This is a genomic window from Herbiconiux daphne, from assembly GCF_024979295.1.
GTDB lineage: Bacteria > Actinomycetota > Actinomycetes > Actinomycetales > Microbacteriaceae > Herbiconiux > Herbiconiux daphnes.
This window is the reverse complement of record NZ_JANLCJ010000003.1, coordinates 496,328-511,826: the sequence shown is the minus strand read 5'-3', so window position 1 is coordinate 511,826 and position 15,499 is coordinate 496,328. Positions and strand designations below refer to the sequence as shown.

The window sequence follows — 15,499 nt, the reverse complement described above, 5'->3', positions numbered from 1 at the left end:
GGCCGCGTTTCGGGAGGAACACGCCGCCTTCGGGTCGCCAGGCGCCTCGCGTCTGCTCACGTCATCCCGAATTCCGGCCGCACGAGCAGCCGGCCGCTTCGCGACGCGAGCGACGCGCAAGGCCCGCCCGGCGCGCTCAGGCGATGCGGCTGCCCTTCGCGAGCCGCCCCGACGGGGTGCGCGTGAGCCGCCACGCCGCGAACAGCGCCGCCGCCGCGAGCACCGCCTGGATGCTGAGCCCGATGAACCAGCTCGGCACGCCCGAGCGCAGCACCTCCTCGGGCGTCGGCTGATCCTGGCCGAAGTACTCGCCCGGCGCCAGGTGGCAGTAGTCGTCGAACCGCTCGGTCTCGGGGGCGACCTGCGCCTGGCGCACCCCGTAGGCGATGTAGCCGAACAGGTCGTTGGGCTGCCCGTCGCGGGTGAAGTCGCCGTAGGAGGCGTCGGCCACCACCACGTAGGGGTTCGCCACCAGCACCCCCCAGTAGAGGTCGAACCTCGGCACCGAGTAGGTGGTGGTGGTCGGGGGAGCGCACTCGGCGATCGTGCCCTCGTCGGTGGTGGTGGAGTAGTCGAAGTCGACGGTGGTCTGCGTCACCTGCACCTGCGTCACCGTGCCGGCGATGGCGAACGCGATCAGCGTTCCGATGCTGAGGGCGGCCACGGTGAGGTAGGTCACCACCACCGAGAACAAGGGCTTGCGGATGACGCCCGACAGGCCGACCCCGAGCGCCGCGAGCACCCCGAGCTCCGCCGCGAGCACCGCGAGCGACGACACCACGGTGGCGGCCGAGACCTCGCCGATGCCCACCGCGATGGCGAGGAACGGCACCGTCACCACCAGCAGCGCGAGCGACGCCACCCAGGCGGCGAGCCACTTGCCGATGACGATCTGGCCCGTGGTGATGGTCGTCACCTGGATGGTCGCGAGCGTGCCGCCCTCGCGCTCGCCGTTGATCGCGTTGCCGCTCAAGGCAGGCGAGATGAGGCTCGCCAGCAGCAGCACGAAGTAGACCACCGACGAGAACAGCCCGCCACCGCTGCCGCCCCAGGTGCCCGTCACCACCCAGACGCCCACGGTCACCACCGCGACCAGCCCGAAGAAGACGCCCAGGATCACGTACCACGCCACCCCGCGCACCCGCTGCTTCAGCTCGAGCGACACGATGAGCCCCACCCCGCGCAGGAACGCGCCGATCGCGGTCATTCCGGGTCTCCCTTCGCGAGGTCGAGCAGGGTGCGTTCGAGCTCGCCCACCGCGGGCGCGAACCACGTCACCCGCAGCCCGGCCGCCACCAACGCGGTGAGCACCGCCGCGGCATCCGCGTCGTCGGCCATCGTGACCGTGATTCCCTGGCTGTCGGTGGCGATGCGCGAGGAGTCGACCCCGATGCGCTCGAGCGCCGGGCCGAGGCCGAACCCGTCGATCGCCTTGATGCGCCACGGTCGTGCCGCGGCGCGGGCCCGGGCCACCGCCTCGGTCGACGCCGTCGTTCCCCGATCGAGATAGACGGCGTCGGTGGCCACCTCGTCGAGCTCGGCCAGCACATGACTCGAGATGAGAACGGTGCGGCCCCGCGCGGCCAGACCGAGCAGCAGTTCGCGCAGCTCCACCCGGGCCACGGGGTCGAGACCGGATGCCGGTTCGTCGAGCAGCAGCACGCTCGGGTCGTTGGCGAGCGCGCGCGCGAGGCTCAGCTTCTGCTTTTGGCCGCGCGACAGCACCCGGGTGGGGCGATCGGCCAGCGCTTCGAGACCGACCGTCTCGATCAGCTCCCCGGCGCGCTGCCGGGCGGCCGCCTTGTCGTGGCCGTACATGCGGTGCGTCGTCTCGAGCGCCGACCGCACCGTGAGGTTCGCCCACGAGCCGAGCGAGTCGGGCATCCAGCCGATGATCGGCCGCACGCGCATCGGCTCGGCGACGGGGTCGACGCCGCCGATCAGGATGCGCCCCGCGTCGGGCCGCAACAGCGTGGCGAGCATCAGCAGCAGGGTGGTCTTGCCCGACCCGTTGGGCCCGATCAGCGCCGTGATCGACCCCGGCCGGGCCTCGAAACTCACCGACCGCACCGCGTGCACGTCTCCGAACGACCGCCGCACGTCATCGGCGACCAGGCCCACCGGCTCGAACTCTGTCACGTGACCCCCCGGGCTCATCGGCGTTCGCCGTCGAGTCTAGAGGGCGTGCGCGCGGTGGCCGCCTGAGCAATCGCGCCGATGCGACTGGGTAATCTTGAGGGCATGGCAGCTCCCGTCTCACCCCCTCGCGGCATGCGCGATTTCCTCCCCGCCGACAAGGCCAAGAGGGAGCGGGCGCTCGGCGTCATCCGCGCCACCTACGCCGCGCACGGGTTCGACGAGATCGAGACGCCCGTGGTCGAAGACTTCGGGCGGTTGCACGCCGGCCTCGGCGGTGACAACGAGAAGCTCGCCTTCAACGTGATGAAGCGGGGCCTGGATGCCGCCGCCCTCGAGCAGGCCGCCGCCGCGGACGACCCCGATCAGCTCGCCGACCTCGGCCTCCGCTTCGATCTCACGGTGCCGCTCGCCCGGTTCTACGCCACCCACCGCGCCGCGCTGCCGCAGGTGTTCCGCGCCGTGCAGATCGCGCCGGTCTGGCGGGCCGAACGACCCCAGAAGGGTCGCTACCGGCAGTTCGTGCAGTGCGACATCGACATCATCGGCGAGGCCGGCATCCTCGCCGAGGTCGAGCTGCTCACCGCCACGCTCGCCACCCTCGACGCCCTCGGGCTCACCGGCTGCAGCATCCGCATCAACGACCGCCGCATCTTGCTCGGCATGCTCGCCGCCTTCGGGTTCGATCCGGCCGAGAACTCCCAGGTGCTGATCACCGTCGACAAGCTCGACAAGGTCGGCACCGCCGGCGTGCTCGACGAGCTGCGCGCGAAGGGCGCCACCGCCGGGGCGGTCGACGCCCTCGAGGCCTACTTCGCCGCGAGCCCGCCCGCCGCGGCGGCCGCTGGCGCGCCAGGCGCCGCGGCCGGCACCGCACCCACCACCGGGTCGCGGTCGCACGACGAGCTCGCGGTCGAGTCGACGCCGCTGACCGTCCGGTCGGTGGCGGCCGCCGTGCCCGACGGCGTGGCTCCGGATGCCGTGGCCGGCCTGGCCGCGATCGGCGCCGCCCTGCGCGACGCCGGCATCGACGGCGACCTCGTGTTCGACCCGTTCCTCGTGCGCGGCATGGGCTACTACACCGGCACCATCTTCGAGATCGAGCACCCGGAGTTCAGCTTCTCGCTCGGCGGCGGGGGCCGCTACGACGGCATGATCGGTCGCTTCCTCGGCGAGGAGGTGCCGGCCTGCGGATTCTCGATCGGCTTCGAGCGCATCATCGACCTCATCGGCGACGCCGGTGAGGCCGACGCCGAGGCGATCGTGCTCGTGCACGACAAGGCGGCGCAGCCCACCCGGCTGCTGACCCTCAAGTCCCAGCTCGTCGCCCGGGGGGCCCGGGTGCGGCTCGAGCGGCGCACCAAGAACCTCGCTCCGATGCTCGATCGGGCGGCGGCATCCGGTTTCACCTCGTTCGCGATCGTGGGCACCGAGACGACGGATGCCTCGGAGCTCGACCTGCGATCGCTGTCGGCGTAGCACGTCACCCCAGGCCGCGACAGATGCATAGCTGAGCTATGTATAATAGTTGTCCGTGAGCAACGAAATAACCACCACCACCACCACCACCACCACCCCCACCTCAGAACTCTCCGAACTCCTCAGCGACCTCGTCTCGGTCACCCACCGACTCACCCGCATCGCCGCCCAGGCGACCGGGGAGTCCACCTCACCCGCCACCTGGCGCACGCTGAGCGTGCTCAGTTCGTTCGGCCCCATGCGGCTCGGCGAACTCGCCAAGCAGAGCCGGGTGAGTCAACCGACCATGACGAAGATCGTCGCGAACCTCAACGAGGTCGAGTGGATCCGCCGCATCGCCGACGTCGACGACGCCCGCGCCTGGCAGATCGCGCTGGCGCCGAAGGGCATCCGCGCGCTCGACGAGTGGCGCAGCCGCCTGGGCGAGGCGCTCGCGCCGATGTTCAGCGACCTCGACCGCGACGAGGTCGACGTGATCAGCCGCGCCATCGACCTGCTGCACGAGTGCACCGATGTGCGGGTGCTCGACGTCGTGAAGGCCGCCTGAGAATGGCAGCGGTGACGACCCAGACCCGACCTCAGAACTCGATCCTGCACCAGCCCAAGGCCGTCTGGGCCGTCGCCTTCGCGTGCGTGATCGCGTTCATGGGAATCGGCCTGGTCGACCCCATCCTGCCGGCCATCGCCGACAGCCTGAACGCCACGCAGACGCAGACCTCTCTGCTCTTCACGAGCTACCTGCTGATCACCGGTTTCGCCATGCTGTTCACCAGCTGGCTCTCCACCCGCATCGGCGCCCGCAAGACCCTGCTGTTCGGCCTGGCGCTGATCGTCGTCTTCGCGCTCGCCGCCGGTCTCTCGCAGAACGTCGAATCCGTCATCGGATTCCGCGCCGGCTGGGGCCTCGGCAACGCCCTGTTCATCTCGACCGCGCTGGCGACCATCGTGGGCGCCGCGAGCGGAGGCGCGAGCTCGGCCATCATCCTCTACGAGGCGGCGCTCGGCCTCGGCATCGCGATCGGCCCGCTGCTCGGCGGCCTGCTCGGCAGCATCAGCTGGCGCGGCCCCTTCTTCGGCACCTCGGTGCTGATGGCCGTCGGGTTCATCGCCATCGCCACACTGATGAAGAAAGACGCCGAGCGCCCCACACCCACGCCGATCTCGGCGCCGTTCAAAGCGCTCACGAAGCCCGCCCTCGCCGTGCTCGCCGTCGCCGCCCTGTTCTACAACATCGGCTTCTTCATCCTGTTGGCCTACACCCCGTTCCCGCTCGGCCTCGACGCCATGGGCCTCGGTCTCACGTTCTTCGGCTGGGGTCTGGCCGTGGCCGTCACCTCGGTGTGGGTGGCCCCATTGCTGACGCGCCGGATGCCGCGAACCCGCGTGCTCTGGGTCGTGCTGCTGCTGCTCGCCGTCGACCTCGTGCTCGCCGGCGTGTTCGTCTCGAACACCGCGGGCCTCATCGCCTGCGTGGTCGCCGGGGGAGCGCTGCTCGGCGTGATGAACACCGTGCTGACCGAATCGGTCATGGCGGCCACCGACCTGCCGCGCCCGGTGGCGTCGTCGGCCTACTCGGCCGTGCGCTTCATCGGCGGCGCCGTGGCCCCGCCCGTGGCCTCCCTCATCGCCGTGGCCTTCACGGCGGCGACGCCGTTCTACGTGGCGGCCGGATCGGTCGTGGTCGCGTCGCTGGTGGTCATCGTCGGCCACCGCGCCATCGCTCACGTCGACCACGAGAGCGAAGACGAGCTCGAAGAGGCCCAGGCGATCACCGCCGGCGAGTGATGCACGCGAAGAAAGTTTGCACTTCCTGCAGTAATTAGTTGATCGACGTCAACGACATTGATATTGTTGACGTCGATCAACTTTTTGACCTCCAGGAGAACCGTGTCGACGAATACGACGGAAGCCACCACCCCGGCCCCCACCAAGACCCGGCGCGACGTGCTCGTGCCCCTCTCGGGTCTGCTGCTCGGCATGTTCGTGGCCCTGCTCGCGAGCACCGTGGTGTCTTGCTCGTTGCCGAAGATCATCGGCGACCTGGGCGGCAACCAGACGGGCTTCACCTGGGTGGTCACGGCGACGCTGCTCGCCACCACCGTGTCGACCCCCATCTGGGGCAAGCTGGCCGACCTCACCAACCGCAAGCTGCTCATCCAGCTGTCGCTCGTCGTCTTCGTGGTCGGCTCCGGTCTCGCCGGGCTCGCCCAGAACACCGAGATGCTCATCTTCTTCCGGGTGCTGCAGGGCCTCGGCGCCGGCGGTCTCACCGCCCTCGTGCAGGTCGTGATGGCCGACATCATCCCGCCTCGCGAGCGCGGCCGCTACATGGGCCTGCTCGGCGCCGTCATGGCCGTGGCCACGGTCGGCGGCCCGTTGCTCGGCGGCGTCATCACCGACTCGGCCGGCTGGCGCTGGAACTTCTACATCGCCGTGCCGTTCGCCGTCATCGCCATCATCCTGCTGCAGCGCACGCTGCACATCCCGACGCACAAGCGCAAGGTGCAGATCGACTACCTCGGCGCCGCGCTCATCGCGGGCGGTGTCTCGCTGCTGCTCATCTGGGTCACCATGGCCGGCAACCAGTTCGACTGGGGCTCGGTTCCCTCCATCCTCATGGTGGTGGGCGCCGTCGTGCTGCTCGGGCTCGCGGTGCTCACCGAGTTCACAGTGAAAGAGCCCATCATCCCGATGACGCTCTTCAAGAACCGCACCTTCTGGCTCGCCGTCATCGCCTCGATCTCGGTCGGCGTGGCCATGTTCGGCACGAGCGTCTTCCTCAGCCAGTACATGCAGCTGGCCCGCGGCAAGACGCCGACCGAGTCGGGGCTGTTCACCATCCCGATGATCGGCGGCGTGCTCGTCTCCTCGATCGTCATCGGCCAGGTGATCAGCCGCACGGGCAAGTGGAAGCGCTACATGGTCACCGGCTCGATCCTGCTCACCATCGGCCTCGGCCTGATGAGCACCATCCGCTACGACACGAGCTTCGCCCTCGTCTTCCTCTACATGTTCGTGATGGGCGCCGGCGTCGGCATGGTGATGCAGAACCTCGTGCTGATCGTGCAGAACGCGGTCGACCCGCGCCAGATCGGCACCGCGAGTGCGTCGGTGGCGTTCTTCCGCAGCCTCGGCGGCACCATCGGCGTGAGCGTGATGGGCGCCATCCTGGGTGGCCGCATCACGACCCTCATCACCGACGGTCTCGTGAAGATGGGCATCGACCCCACCCAGGTGGGCGATCTCGACGGCGGCGGCATCCCCGATCTCAGCACCCTGCCCGATCCCATCCGCATCCTGGTGGAGTCGGCCTACGGCGAGGCCGTCGGCGACGTGTTCCTGCTGGGCGTGCCGCTGGCCGTCATCTCGATCATCGCGATCGCGTTCCTGCCCAACCGCACCCTCGGCACGAAGACCTCGGTCGAGCAGATCGCCGAATCGGAAGCCGGCATCCTTGTGGCGGTGTCGGCCGCCGAGATCGCCGGCGACACGCAGAGCGAGGAAGAGATCGAGGCCGACCACGACCCGGTGCTGAGGGCCGAGCTCGACGAGGCTGCACGAGCGGCGGCGGCCCGCGGGGAGGCGCCGAACCCGCGGTGAGCTCCGAGGCTACCCTGGAGGCTGTGACCCCCGACGACCCCCGCGCCCCGGCACGGGCCGACGCCATCCTCGCGATCGAGGGCGAGATGGCGCGGCTCGTGCGCGCGGTGCGCGCGACCATCCTCGAGAACGCGCTGCGGTTCTCACCCGGAGTCCAGCCCTCGGGTTACTCGGTGCTGCGACACCTGGTGGCGCACCATCCCACGACGCCCGCGGCCATCATCGCGGCGCTGGGCATGGACAAGAGTGCCGTGAGCCGTCAGCTGCGCATCCTGAAAGACCTCGGGTTCGTCACGGGCGTTCCCGATCCCGACGACCGGCGCGCGAGTCTCTACGCCCCCACCCCGCTCGCCCTCGAGCGCATGGAGCGCCTCCGGCTCGAGGTGCAGGCCGACTACGCCGGCGCACTCGACGACTGGCATTCCGACGACGTGGAGCAGTTCGTGCGGCTGCTCGGCGAATTCAACGACAGGATCGAGCGACGATGACGACGCTGAACCCCACACCCGTGCCCGCAGCCGCTGCGCCCTCGCTCCGGGAGCGCAAGAAGGTCGAGACGCGCACCGCCATCCATGAGGCCGCGCTGCGGCTCGTGGCCGAGAACGGGGTCGAGCACGCGTCGGTCGACGCGATCTGTTCCGAGGCCGGGGTGTCGACGCGCACCTTCTTCAACTACTTCCCGTCGAAGGTGTCGGCGGTCGTGGGCCTGCCGTCGTTCGTGATCACGGATGCGCAACGCGACGCCTTCCTCGAGCGCGACGGCGAGAGATGGCTGGTGCGCGACCTCTGCGCCCTCGTCGGCGGCATCATGGACGCCACCTCCCGCGACGGCGTCGACCGCCAGGCGATCCGCGACGTGCTGAGCCGGCGCAAGGAGATCGCGCCCGACATCATCAAGTTCGCCGCAGAGCTCCGTCGCGACATCGTGGCCCTGGCCGAACGGCGCACCACGCCCGATCGCGCGCAGCTCGCGGTCACCCTCGTGATGGCGGCGGTCGACAGCGCGCTGCACCGCCCGCTCGACCCGGCGTTCGACCAGGAGTTCACCGAATGGTTGTTCGAGGCCGTGATGACCATGCAGGCCATCGCGCGCGAATCGTTAGACTAGCCAGCGGCGGGCGCAGGCAAGCGCTCCCACCTTGCCTGTACACAAGAGGAGAAACATCCGTGGCACTCATCGAAGCCGTAGGCGCTCGCGAAATTCTGGATTCGCGCGGAAACCCGACCGTCGAAGTCGAGGTTCTGCTCGAAGACGGCGTCGTGTCACGCGCCGCTGTTCCGTCCGGCGCCTCCACCGGCGCGTTCGAGGCCTACGAGCTGCGCGACGGCGACAAGGGCCGCTACCTGGGCAAGGGCGTCGAGAAGGCGGTCGACGCCGTGATCGACGAGATCGGTCCGGCGCTCGAGGGCTTCGACGCCACCGACCAGCGTCTCGTCGACGCCGCGATGATCGCCCTCGACGGCACCGAGAACAAGAAGCGCCTCGGCGCCAACGCCATCCTCGGCGTCTCGCTCGCCGTGGCCCGTGCGGCGGCCGACTCGGCCGACCTGCCCCTCTTCCGCTACATCGGCGGCCCGAACGCGCACACGCTGCCCGTTCCGCTGATGAACATCGTCAACGGCGGCGCCCACGCCGACACCGGCGTCGACATCCAGGAGTTCATGGCGGTGCCGCTCGGCGCCGAGACCTTCTCGGAGGCCCTGCGTTGGGGCGTCGAGACCTACCACTCGCTGAAGTCGCTGCTGAAGTCGAAGGGCCTGTCCACCGGCCTCGGCGACGAGGGCGGCTTCGCTCCCGAACTGCCGAACAACCGCGAGGCGCTCGACTTCATCCTCGAGGCCATCGCGCAGGCCGGCTTCACCCCGGGCAAGGACATCGCGCTCGCGCTCGACGTGGCGGCATCCGAGTTCTACGACAACGGCGCCTACACCTTCGAGGGCCAGCAGCGCTCGTCGCAGGAGATGTCGGCCTACTTCGCCGACCTTGTGGCGAACTACCCGCTGGTGTCGATCGAAGACCCGCTCAACGAAGACGACTGGGAGGGCTGGGCGCACCTCACCGCCGAGATCGGCTCGAAGGTGCAGCTCGTCGGCGACGACCTGTTCGTCACCAACCCGGCCCGTCTGGCCACGGGCATCGCGCAGCACGCCGGCAACTCGATCCTGGTGAAGGTCAACCAGATCGGCACGCTCACCGAGACGCTCGACGCCGTTTCGCTCGCCCAGCGCTCGGGCTACACCGCCATCCTGTCGCACCGCTCGGGCGAGACCGAAGACACCACCATCGCCGACCTCGCGGTGGCGACGGATGCCGGTCAGATCAAGACCGGTGCGCCTGCCCGCAGCGAGCGTGTGGCTAAGTACAATCAGTTGCTGAGGATCGAAGAAGAGCTCGCCGAGGCGGCGGTCTACGCCGGTCGCGGCGCGTTCCCCCGTTTCTCCTCCTGAGAGGTTTTCCATGCGGCAGCGCACACCGTCATCCCGTCCTTCGCGGGTGCCGGTCGCGCTGCCGCAGGCCCCGGGCGGCGCGGCGGCGCCCGGCAACTGGCTGCGCAGCATCCGGTTCTCGGGGTTCACGGCGCTGATGTTCGTGGTGATCGTGATGTTCGTGGTCATCATCGCCCCGGGCCTTCGCGTCTACATCGAGCAGCGGCAGCAACTCGCCCAGCTGCACGCGGCCGTCGACGCCCGCACCGACGAGAACGAACAGCTCACCGACGAGATCGCGCGCTGGAGCGACCCGGCCTACATCAAGGCCGAGGCGCGCGACCGGCTCTACTACGTGATGCCCGGTGAGACCAGCTTCCTCGTCATCGACGACGTGCCCGTCGCGGAGTCGGACACCGGCACGGGCCTCAGCGACAGCATCAGCACGACGAACGTCGACTGGCTCTCGTCGCTGTTCGCCTCGGGCATGACCGCGGGGCTCTCGACCCAGACCCCCGAAGAACTGCAGACGAACGGAGTGGTGCCATGAGCCGGCCGCCGTTCGAGCCCGCGAGCGAGCGCGACCTCGCCGTCGCCTCGGCCCAGCTCGGCCGCCCGGTGCGCAACGTGCTCGGCATCGCCGCGCGGTGCGTCTGCGGCAACCCGACCGTGGTGGCGACCGCGCCACGGCTGGCCGACGGCACACCGTTCCCGACGCTCTACTATCTGAGCCATCCGGCGGCCACCGCCGCGATGAGCGACCTCGAGGCCGAGCACGTCATGGTCGAGCTGCAAGACTCGCTGGCCGACGACGAGCTCGCCGCGGCCTACGCCGGCGCGCACGCCGCCTACCTCGACGACCGCGCGCAGTTCGGCGACGTCGCCGAGATCGCCGGCATCTCGGCCGGGGGCATGCCCACGCGGGTCAAGTGCCTGCACGCGCTCGCCGCCCACGCGCTCGCGGCCGGGCCCGGTGTCAACCCGATCGGCGACCTCGCGCTCGCCCGCGGCGACTGGTCGCCGCTCGTCTGCGAGTGCGTCGACTACCAGATCGACGTCTGATGCGTGCCCGCCGGCTGGCCCTGCTGTTCGGCGCGGTCGTGGTGGTCTGCGGGGTCTCTGCCGCTCCGCTCGGCGGTGTCGGTGCAGCACGGGCGGACTCGATCCGCGACATGGAGTACTGGCTCGGTGACTACGGGTTCTCGTCCGCCTGGGGCACCACGAAGGGCGCGGGGGCGACGGTCGCGGTGATCGACACCGGCATCGACGGCAGTGTCGCCGAACTGCAGGGCGCAGTCGTCGACGGAACGGATGTCTCGGGCATCGGCTCGGCCGACGGCCAGACCCCGGTCGGCGAGAGTTCCGACCACGGCACCATGGTGGCCTCGCTCATCGCCGGTCGCGGCACGGGTGGGGGCAACGGAGTCATCGGGGTCGCCCCGGAGGCCTCGCTGCTGTCGATCTCGGTGGCGCTCGGCACCGGGTCGGTCGGTTCCGACGAGCAGATCGCCCACGCCGTGCGCTGGGCCGTCGACCACGGCGCCGACGTGATCAACATGTCGCTCACCCGCAACAGCCTCGACTGGCCGCAGAGCTGGGACGACGCGTTCTCCTACGCCTTCGACCACGACGTCGTGGTGGTCGCGGCCGCCGGCAACCGGGGGAGTGGCACGACCGAGGTCGGCGCCCCCGCCACCATCCCGGGCGTCGTGGCCGTCGCCGGTGTCGACCGGGCGGGCGAAGCGAGCTTCGACGCCTCGTCGCAGGGCATCACCATCGCGGTCGCGGCGCCGAGCGAGCAGCTCGTCGGCGTGGTTCCGGGCGGCGGCTACGTGCTGTGGGACGGCACGAGCGGCGCCGCGCCCCTGGTCTCGGGCCTCGCGGCGCTGGTGACGTCGGCCTACCCCGATCTCGACGCCGCGAACGTGATCAACCGAATCATCGCCACCGCCGTGCCGAAGGGCGACCCCGTTCCGGGCCCGATCTACGGCTACGGACTCATCGACGCGGATCAAGCGGTGACGGCCGAGGTCGCCCCCGTGACCGCCAACCCGATCGGCGACCTGGCGGCCTGGATCGCGACCTATCGGCCGGCTTCCGGGGGAGGCTCGCTCGACTCGCTCGTCATCCCTCCACCCGAGGCCACCGAGCCCCCGGCCGCGGCCCCCGCGGGCAGGGGTGATCGGCCCGAGGTGTATAATTTGATGCATTGGGCGGTGCCGCTGGGGCTCCTGCTCGGGTTCCTCATCCTGATGGCGACGTTGGCCCTCGGGGCGGTCTCGCATTTCAGAGGGCTGCTTCACAAGTAGTAGATTGTTCGTGCCCCACTACTTAGGAGATCGTTTCACTGTGCCCAAGATCCTCATCGTCGGCGGCGGCTACGCCGGGTTCTATACCGCGTGGAAGCTGGAGAAGTGGCTGAGGTCGGGAGAGGCCGAGGTCACGGTCGTCGACCCGCTTCCCTACATGACCTACCAGCCCTTTCTGCCTGAGGTCGCCGCGGGCTCGATCGAGCCACGTCATGCGGTCGTCGGCATCCGTCGCCACCTGAAGAAGACGCGGGTCATCGGGGCAAAGGTCACCAAGATCGACCATGAGGCCAAGATCGCCACGATCACGCCGCCCGTCGGCGAGCCGTGGGAAGAGGGCTACGACATCGTCGTGGTGACCGCCGGTGCCGTGTCGCGCACGTTCCCCATCCCGGGCGTGGCCGACGAGGCGATCGGTCTCAAGACGATCGAAGAGGCGACCGCCATCCGCGACCGCATCCTCACCAACTTCGACAAGGCCGCCGTGCTTCCTCCCGGCCCCGAGCGCGACCGTCTGCTGACCGTCGTCGTGGTCGGCGGCGGGTTCGCGGGCATCGAGGTGTTCGCCGAGCTGCGGTCGTTCGTGAGCGCACTGGTCGAGACCTACCCCGAGATCGGTTTCGAAGACACGCACTTCCACCTGATCGAGGCGATGGGGCGCATCATGCCCGAGGTGAGCCTCAAGACCAGCCTCTGGGTCATCAAGAACCTGGCCGAGCGCGGCGCCGAGATCCACCTCGACACCCAGCTCAAGTCGGCCGTCGGCGGCGTCATCGAACTGTCGACCGGTGAGACCTTCGAGAGCGACACCATCATCTGGACGGCGGGCGTCATGGCCACGCCCGACATCAAGCACTACAACCTGCCGATCGAGGAGCGCGGTCGTCTGCGCGTGCGCGCCGACCTGCGGGTCGAGGGTGACGACGGCATCGTCGAGGGCGCCTGGGGTGCCGGCGACGTGGCGGCCGTGCCCGACCTGACCGGTGGCGGCGTGGGCGGCTACTGCGTGCCCAACGCCCAGCACGCCGTGCGCCAGGGCAAGCTCATGGCGAAGAACATCGTCGCCGAGCTGCGTGGCGAGGGCGTCAAGGACTACTTCCACAAGAACATGGGCGCCGTGGCCGGTCTCGGCATCGGCGTCGGCGTGTTCCAGAGCGGCAAGCTCGCCATCAAGGGCCTGCCGGCCTGGTTCGCGCACCGCGGCTACCACGGTCTGGCCATGCCATCGTGGGAGCGCAAGATCCGCGTGATCGTCGGCTGGGTCAACAACTTCTTCCTCGGCCGCGACAACGTCTCGCTCGAGGCCCGGGTGCACCCGCGAGCCGCTTTCGTGGAGTTCGCCGCCCGTCCGCGCCCCGCGGTTCCGGCCGCCGAGCCCGCCGCTGCGGCGGCTCCCGCTCAGCCCGAGAACCCGCAGCTGCCCGGCTCGCACTCCTCGGAGCCCGCCGCCACCGCCGAGGTCAATGGCGTCGCCGCCACCGACTCGTCGCCCGACGCGCCCAAGAAGACCACCAAGCCGCGCGTCAAAGCCGCGACCAAGGCTGCCGCACCCGCCGGCGAGTAACCCGCCGGTCTCGCGACCTCATTCCGCACGACTCGCGCCGCGCATCCGTCCCCGCCCAGGGCTCCGGATGCGCGGCGCCGTCGTCTGCCCAGCCCGCCCGGGTACGATGAGGTCGCTTGCCCCCATAGCCCAATCGGCAGAGGCAGACGACTTAAAATCGTCACAGTGAGGGTTCGAGTCCCTCTGGGGGTACCGCTCCCTAGCCCTGAGCTTCCTCTTGTTTGAGAGGAAGTACGGGGGTTTTGTTCATCTCCAGGACCGGTCGTGGACCCGGATGGGACACAACCGAACTCGTACGGGCGTGATCGAGGGCCTCCGCGACGGCGTCGAGGTCGTCGTCGAAGAGGTCGGCGTAGGTGTCCAAGGTCATCGCTGCGGACGCGTGGCCGAGCATGCGTTGCACTGCTTTCAGGTTCGCGACGGCGGAGACGGCGGGCCCGTGTAGGCCAGGAACCGAACGAGAGTGCCTTGCGTCTTTGTGGAGCTTGCGAGCAGCTCGACTTGCTCGTGGGTGAAGTACTAGTGGTGTCGTTTCGTCTTGCGGGGGAGGGTGACGCCTCGGGCGGGATTCTGGGCAATGCGGCGATCCATCACGGCGACGTCGAGGATGCCGTAATCGCTGCAGCTCGTGGCGGTCGGTGAGCGACCGTGCGGCGCCGCCGACCTGGCCGACGTAGCTTCGGTTGCACGCGAACGCTGCGTCTTCGAGGGACCGGAAGTAGCCGTCGCCGATAAGGCGCCGGGTCTCGACGTCGATGCGCACCACCTGGTACCGCCACACGTTCGAGCCGCCGAGGGTGACCTGCAGGTAACGGACCTCGGCGAAGTCCTCGTCCGTGCCCGGGCGCGGGAGCGCCACACGACGGGCTTGAGGTTCTGCTCGGGGTGCCACTTAATCACGGGTGCTCCTCTCACTGGGGAGCGCGCCGGCCCGCGCAGCATGATGATCGTAGACAAGGCCGCCGACGACACGCCAACGCGCCGCACGCGGCCGCCAGTAGCATCACCACATGAGCGCTACCCATAGAGAGATGCACGACCCCCTCGGTTCGGAGTACGAGACGCTCACGTACTCCGACAAACGATCCTGGCCGCCCGGCGGCAAGATGCCCTATCGAGTTACCGTGCGTGGAGAAGGTGTCCCCTCATACGAGTACATGCTGTCGATGCCGGCCACTGAGGACCCGAGCATCAACGCGTCCAACGCTATTGTCGTCAGGCTTGGCGGGCCGTCTCAAGCGGATCGCGACCGACAAGCCCAGATCTACGCTGCGGTAGGTCGGGCCACCGTCGCATCTGGTCACATTGAGGCAGCGATGAAGCGCCTCGTCATCGTGCTGCGCCGAATGAAGAACAGCTTCGCGTTGGTCGACAAGACATGGACATGGTTGGAGGACACTTTGTCGAAGGAGGCCGATCGTGCCCTGCCTAACGATGACCATGCCTGGCTCAGGAAACCGCTCCGGATTGAACTCGACTTGGCGCAAAAGCACGGACTGAAAGTGCTTCGTGACCACATTGTGCACGGCTCGATCTGGGATTACGACATGCCTGCGGTACTCATCTCGAGATTCGATCGCAAGGCTGACGGCGTGACAATGCAGTGGAGGATGGAGGAACTCGAGGAGGCCGCCGTGAGGCTGTACATATACGGCCTCAGACTCGATGGCCTGCTGCATGAAATCTGGGCCGAAGCGATGCTCGACACGCACGACGAAAGCCTTGCCGGCAAGATTGAGCAGCACGGGTACATCCGCACGCCTGACGTCGACCCGAGCGTTCAGATTATCGAGCTTGATGCAAACGGCAGCGGCCAGGTCGAGATCGATGACATCGACATGGCCGACGTCTTCGCGCGCGCTCGTGGACACAAATCGGACACAATTACAGCCGCCGGTGGTGAACCGGGAGTGTCCGAGTGATCCGAAAAGGTCCGGACTCCCGGGGCTGTTGAACGCCGCAGCGCCAGAGCAGCCAAGGGCTT

14 protein-coding genes, 1 tRNA gene and 1 pseudogene are annotated in these 15,499 nt (G+C 69.0%); 13 read left to right on the top strand and 3 right to left on the bottom strand.

What is annotated here, in order from left to right:
* Window positions 1–136: 136 nt before the first annotated feature.
* Window positions 137–1,207, bottom strand: a complete 1,071-nt coding sequence (locus tag N1032_RS11120; protein WP_259539125.1) for an ABC transporter permease — start codon at window positions 1,205–1,207, stop codon at window positions 137–139.
* Window positions 1,204–2,139 (bottom strand): ABC transporter ATP-binding protein, encoded by a 936-nt coding sequence (locus N1032_RS11115; RefSeq protein ID WP_259539124.1) that lies wholly within the window; start codon window positions 2,137–2,139, stop codon window positions 1,204–1,206. The genes N1032_RS11120 and N1032_RS11115 overlap by 4 nt, the downstream gene beginning before the upstream one ends.
* 102 nt (window positions 2,140–2,241) lie before the next feature.
* Here N1032_RS11115 and hisS point away from each other — a divergent pair, with 102 nt between their 5' ends.
* From hisS to N1032_RS11055, 12 genes are all read left to right on the top strand, one after another.
* Window positions 2,242–3,615, top strand: a complete 1,374-nt coding sequence (gene hisS / locus N1032_RS11110) for a histidine--tRNA ligase (RefSeq protein ID WP_259539123.1) — start codon at window positions 2,242–2,244, stop codon at window positions 3,613–3,615.
* Window positions 3,616–3,670: 55 nt separating this feature from the next.
* On the top strand, window positions 3,671–4,162 hold the full coding sequence (locus N1032_RS11105) for a MarR family winged helix-turn-helix transcriptional regulator (protein WP_259539122.1): 492 nt from the start codon (window positions 3,671–3,673) through the stop codon (window positions 4,160–4,162).
* A 2-nt stretch (window positions 4,163–4,164) separates the two neighbouring features.
* Entirely contained in the window at window positions 4,165–5,400 is a 1,236-nt protein-coding gene (locus N1032_RS11100) for an MFS transporter (RefSeq protein ID WP_407933027.1), read from the top strand.
* A 102-nt stretch (window positions 5,401–5,502) separates the two neighbouring features.
* Window positions 5,503–7,215: an MDR family MFS transporter gene (locus N1032_RS11095; RefSeq protein WP_259539120.1), complete on the top strand. Its 1,713-nt coding sequence runs from the start codon at window positions 5,503–5,505 to the stop codon at window positions 7,213–7,215.
* A gap of 23 nt (window positions 7,216–7,238) precedes the next feature.
* Window positions 7,239–7,703 (top strand): MarR family winged helix-turn-helix transcriptional regulator, encoded by a 465-nt coding sequence (locus N1032_RS11090; protein WP_259539119.1) that lies wholly within the window; start codon window positions 7,239–7,241, stop codon window positions 7,701–7,703.
* A complete protein-coding gene (locus N1032_RS11085) occupies window positions 7,700–8,323 on the top strand; it encodes a TetR/AcrR family transcriptional regulator (RefSeq protein WP_259539118.1) in 624 nt (207 codons plus the stop codon). The genes N1032_RS11090 and N1032_RS11085 overlap by 4 nt, the downstream gene beginning before the upstream one ends.
* A gap of 59 nt (window positions 8,324–8,382) precedes the next feature.
* Complete coding sequence (gene eno, locus N1032_RS11080; RefSeq protein ID WP_259539117.1) at window positions 8,383–9,663, top strand: phosphopyruvate hydratase; 1,281 nt, start codon at window positions 8,383–8,385, stop codon at window positions 9,661–9,663.
* A gap of 10 nt (window positions 9,664–9,673) precedes the next feature.
* Window positions 9,674–10,192, top strand: a complete 519-nt coding sequence (locus tag N1032_RS11075; RefSeq protein ID WP_259539116.1) for an FtsB family cell division protein — start codon at window positions 9,674–9,676, stop codon at window positions 10,190–10,192.
* Window positions 10,189–10,704 (top strand): DUF501 domain-containing protein, encoded by a 516-nt coding sequence (locus tag N1032_RS11070; protein WP_259539115.1) that lies wholly within the window; start codon window positions 10,189–10,191, stop codon window positions 10,702–10,704. Before N1032_RS11075 ends, N1032_RS11070 begins: the two co-directional genes overlap by 4 nt.
* The gene (locus N1032_RS11065; RefSeq protein ID WP_259539114.1) at window positions 10,704–11,951 is read left to right on the top strand and encodes a S8 family peptidase; all 1,248 of its coding nucleotides are present in this window, start codon (window positions 10,704–10,706) and stop codon (window positions 11,949–11,951) included. The genes N1032_RS11070 and N1032_RS11065 overlap by 1 nt, the downstream gene beginning before the upstream one ends.
* Before the next feature lie 40 nt (window positions 11,952–11,991).
* Complete coding sequence (locus N1032_RS11060) at window positions 11,992–13,515, top strand: NAD(P)/FAD-dependent oxidoreductase (protein WP_259539113.1); 1,524 nt, start codon at window positions 11,992–11,994, stop codon at window positions 13,513–13,515.
* A 118-nt stretch (window positions 13,516–13,633) separates the two neighbouring features.
* Window positions 13,634–13,707 (top strand) — tRNA-Leu (locus tag N1032_RS11055).
* Window positions 13,708–13,714: 7 nt separating this feature from the next.
* Here N1032_RS11055 and N1032_RS28605 read toward each other — a convergent pair.
* Window positions 13,715–13,948, bottom strand: a pseudogene (locus N1032_RS28605) (hypothetical protein); the annotation flags it as partial.
* A gap of 577 nt (window positions 13,949–14,525) precedes the next feature.
* Here N1032_RS28605 and N1032_RS11045 point away from each other — a divergent pair.
* Window positions 14,526–15,437, top strand: a complete 912-nt coding sequence (locus N1032_RS11045; protein ID WP_259539111.1) for a hypothetical protein — start codon at window positions 14,526–14,528, stop codon at window positions 15,435–15,437.
* Window positions 15,438–15,499 lie beyond the last annotated feature (62 nt).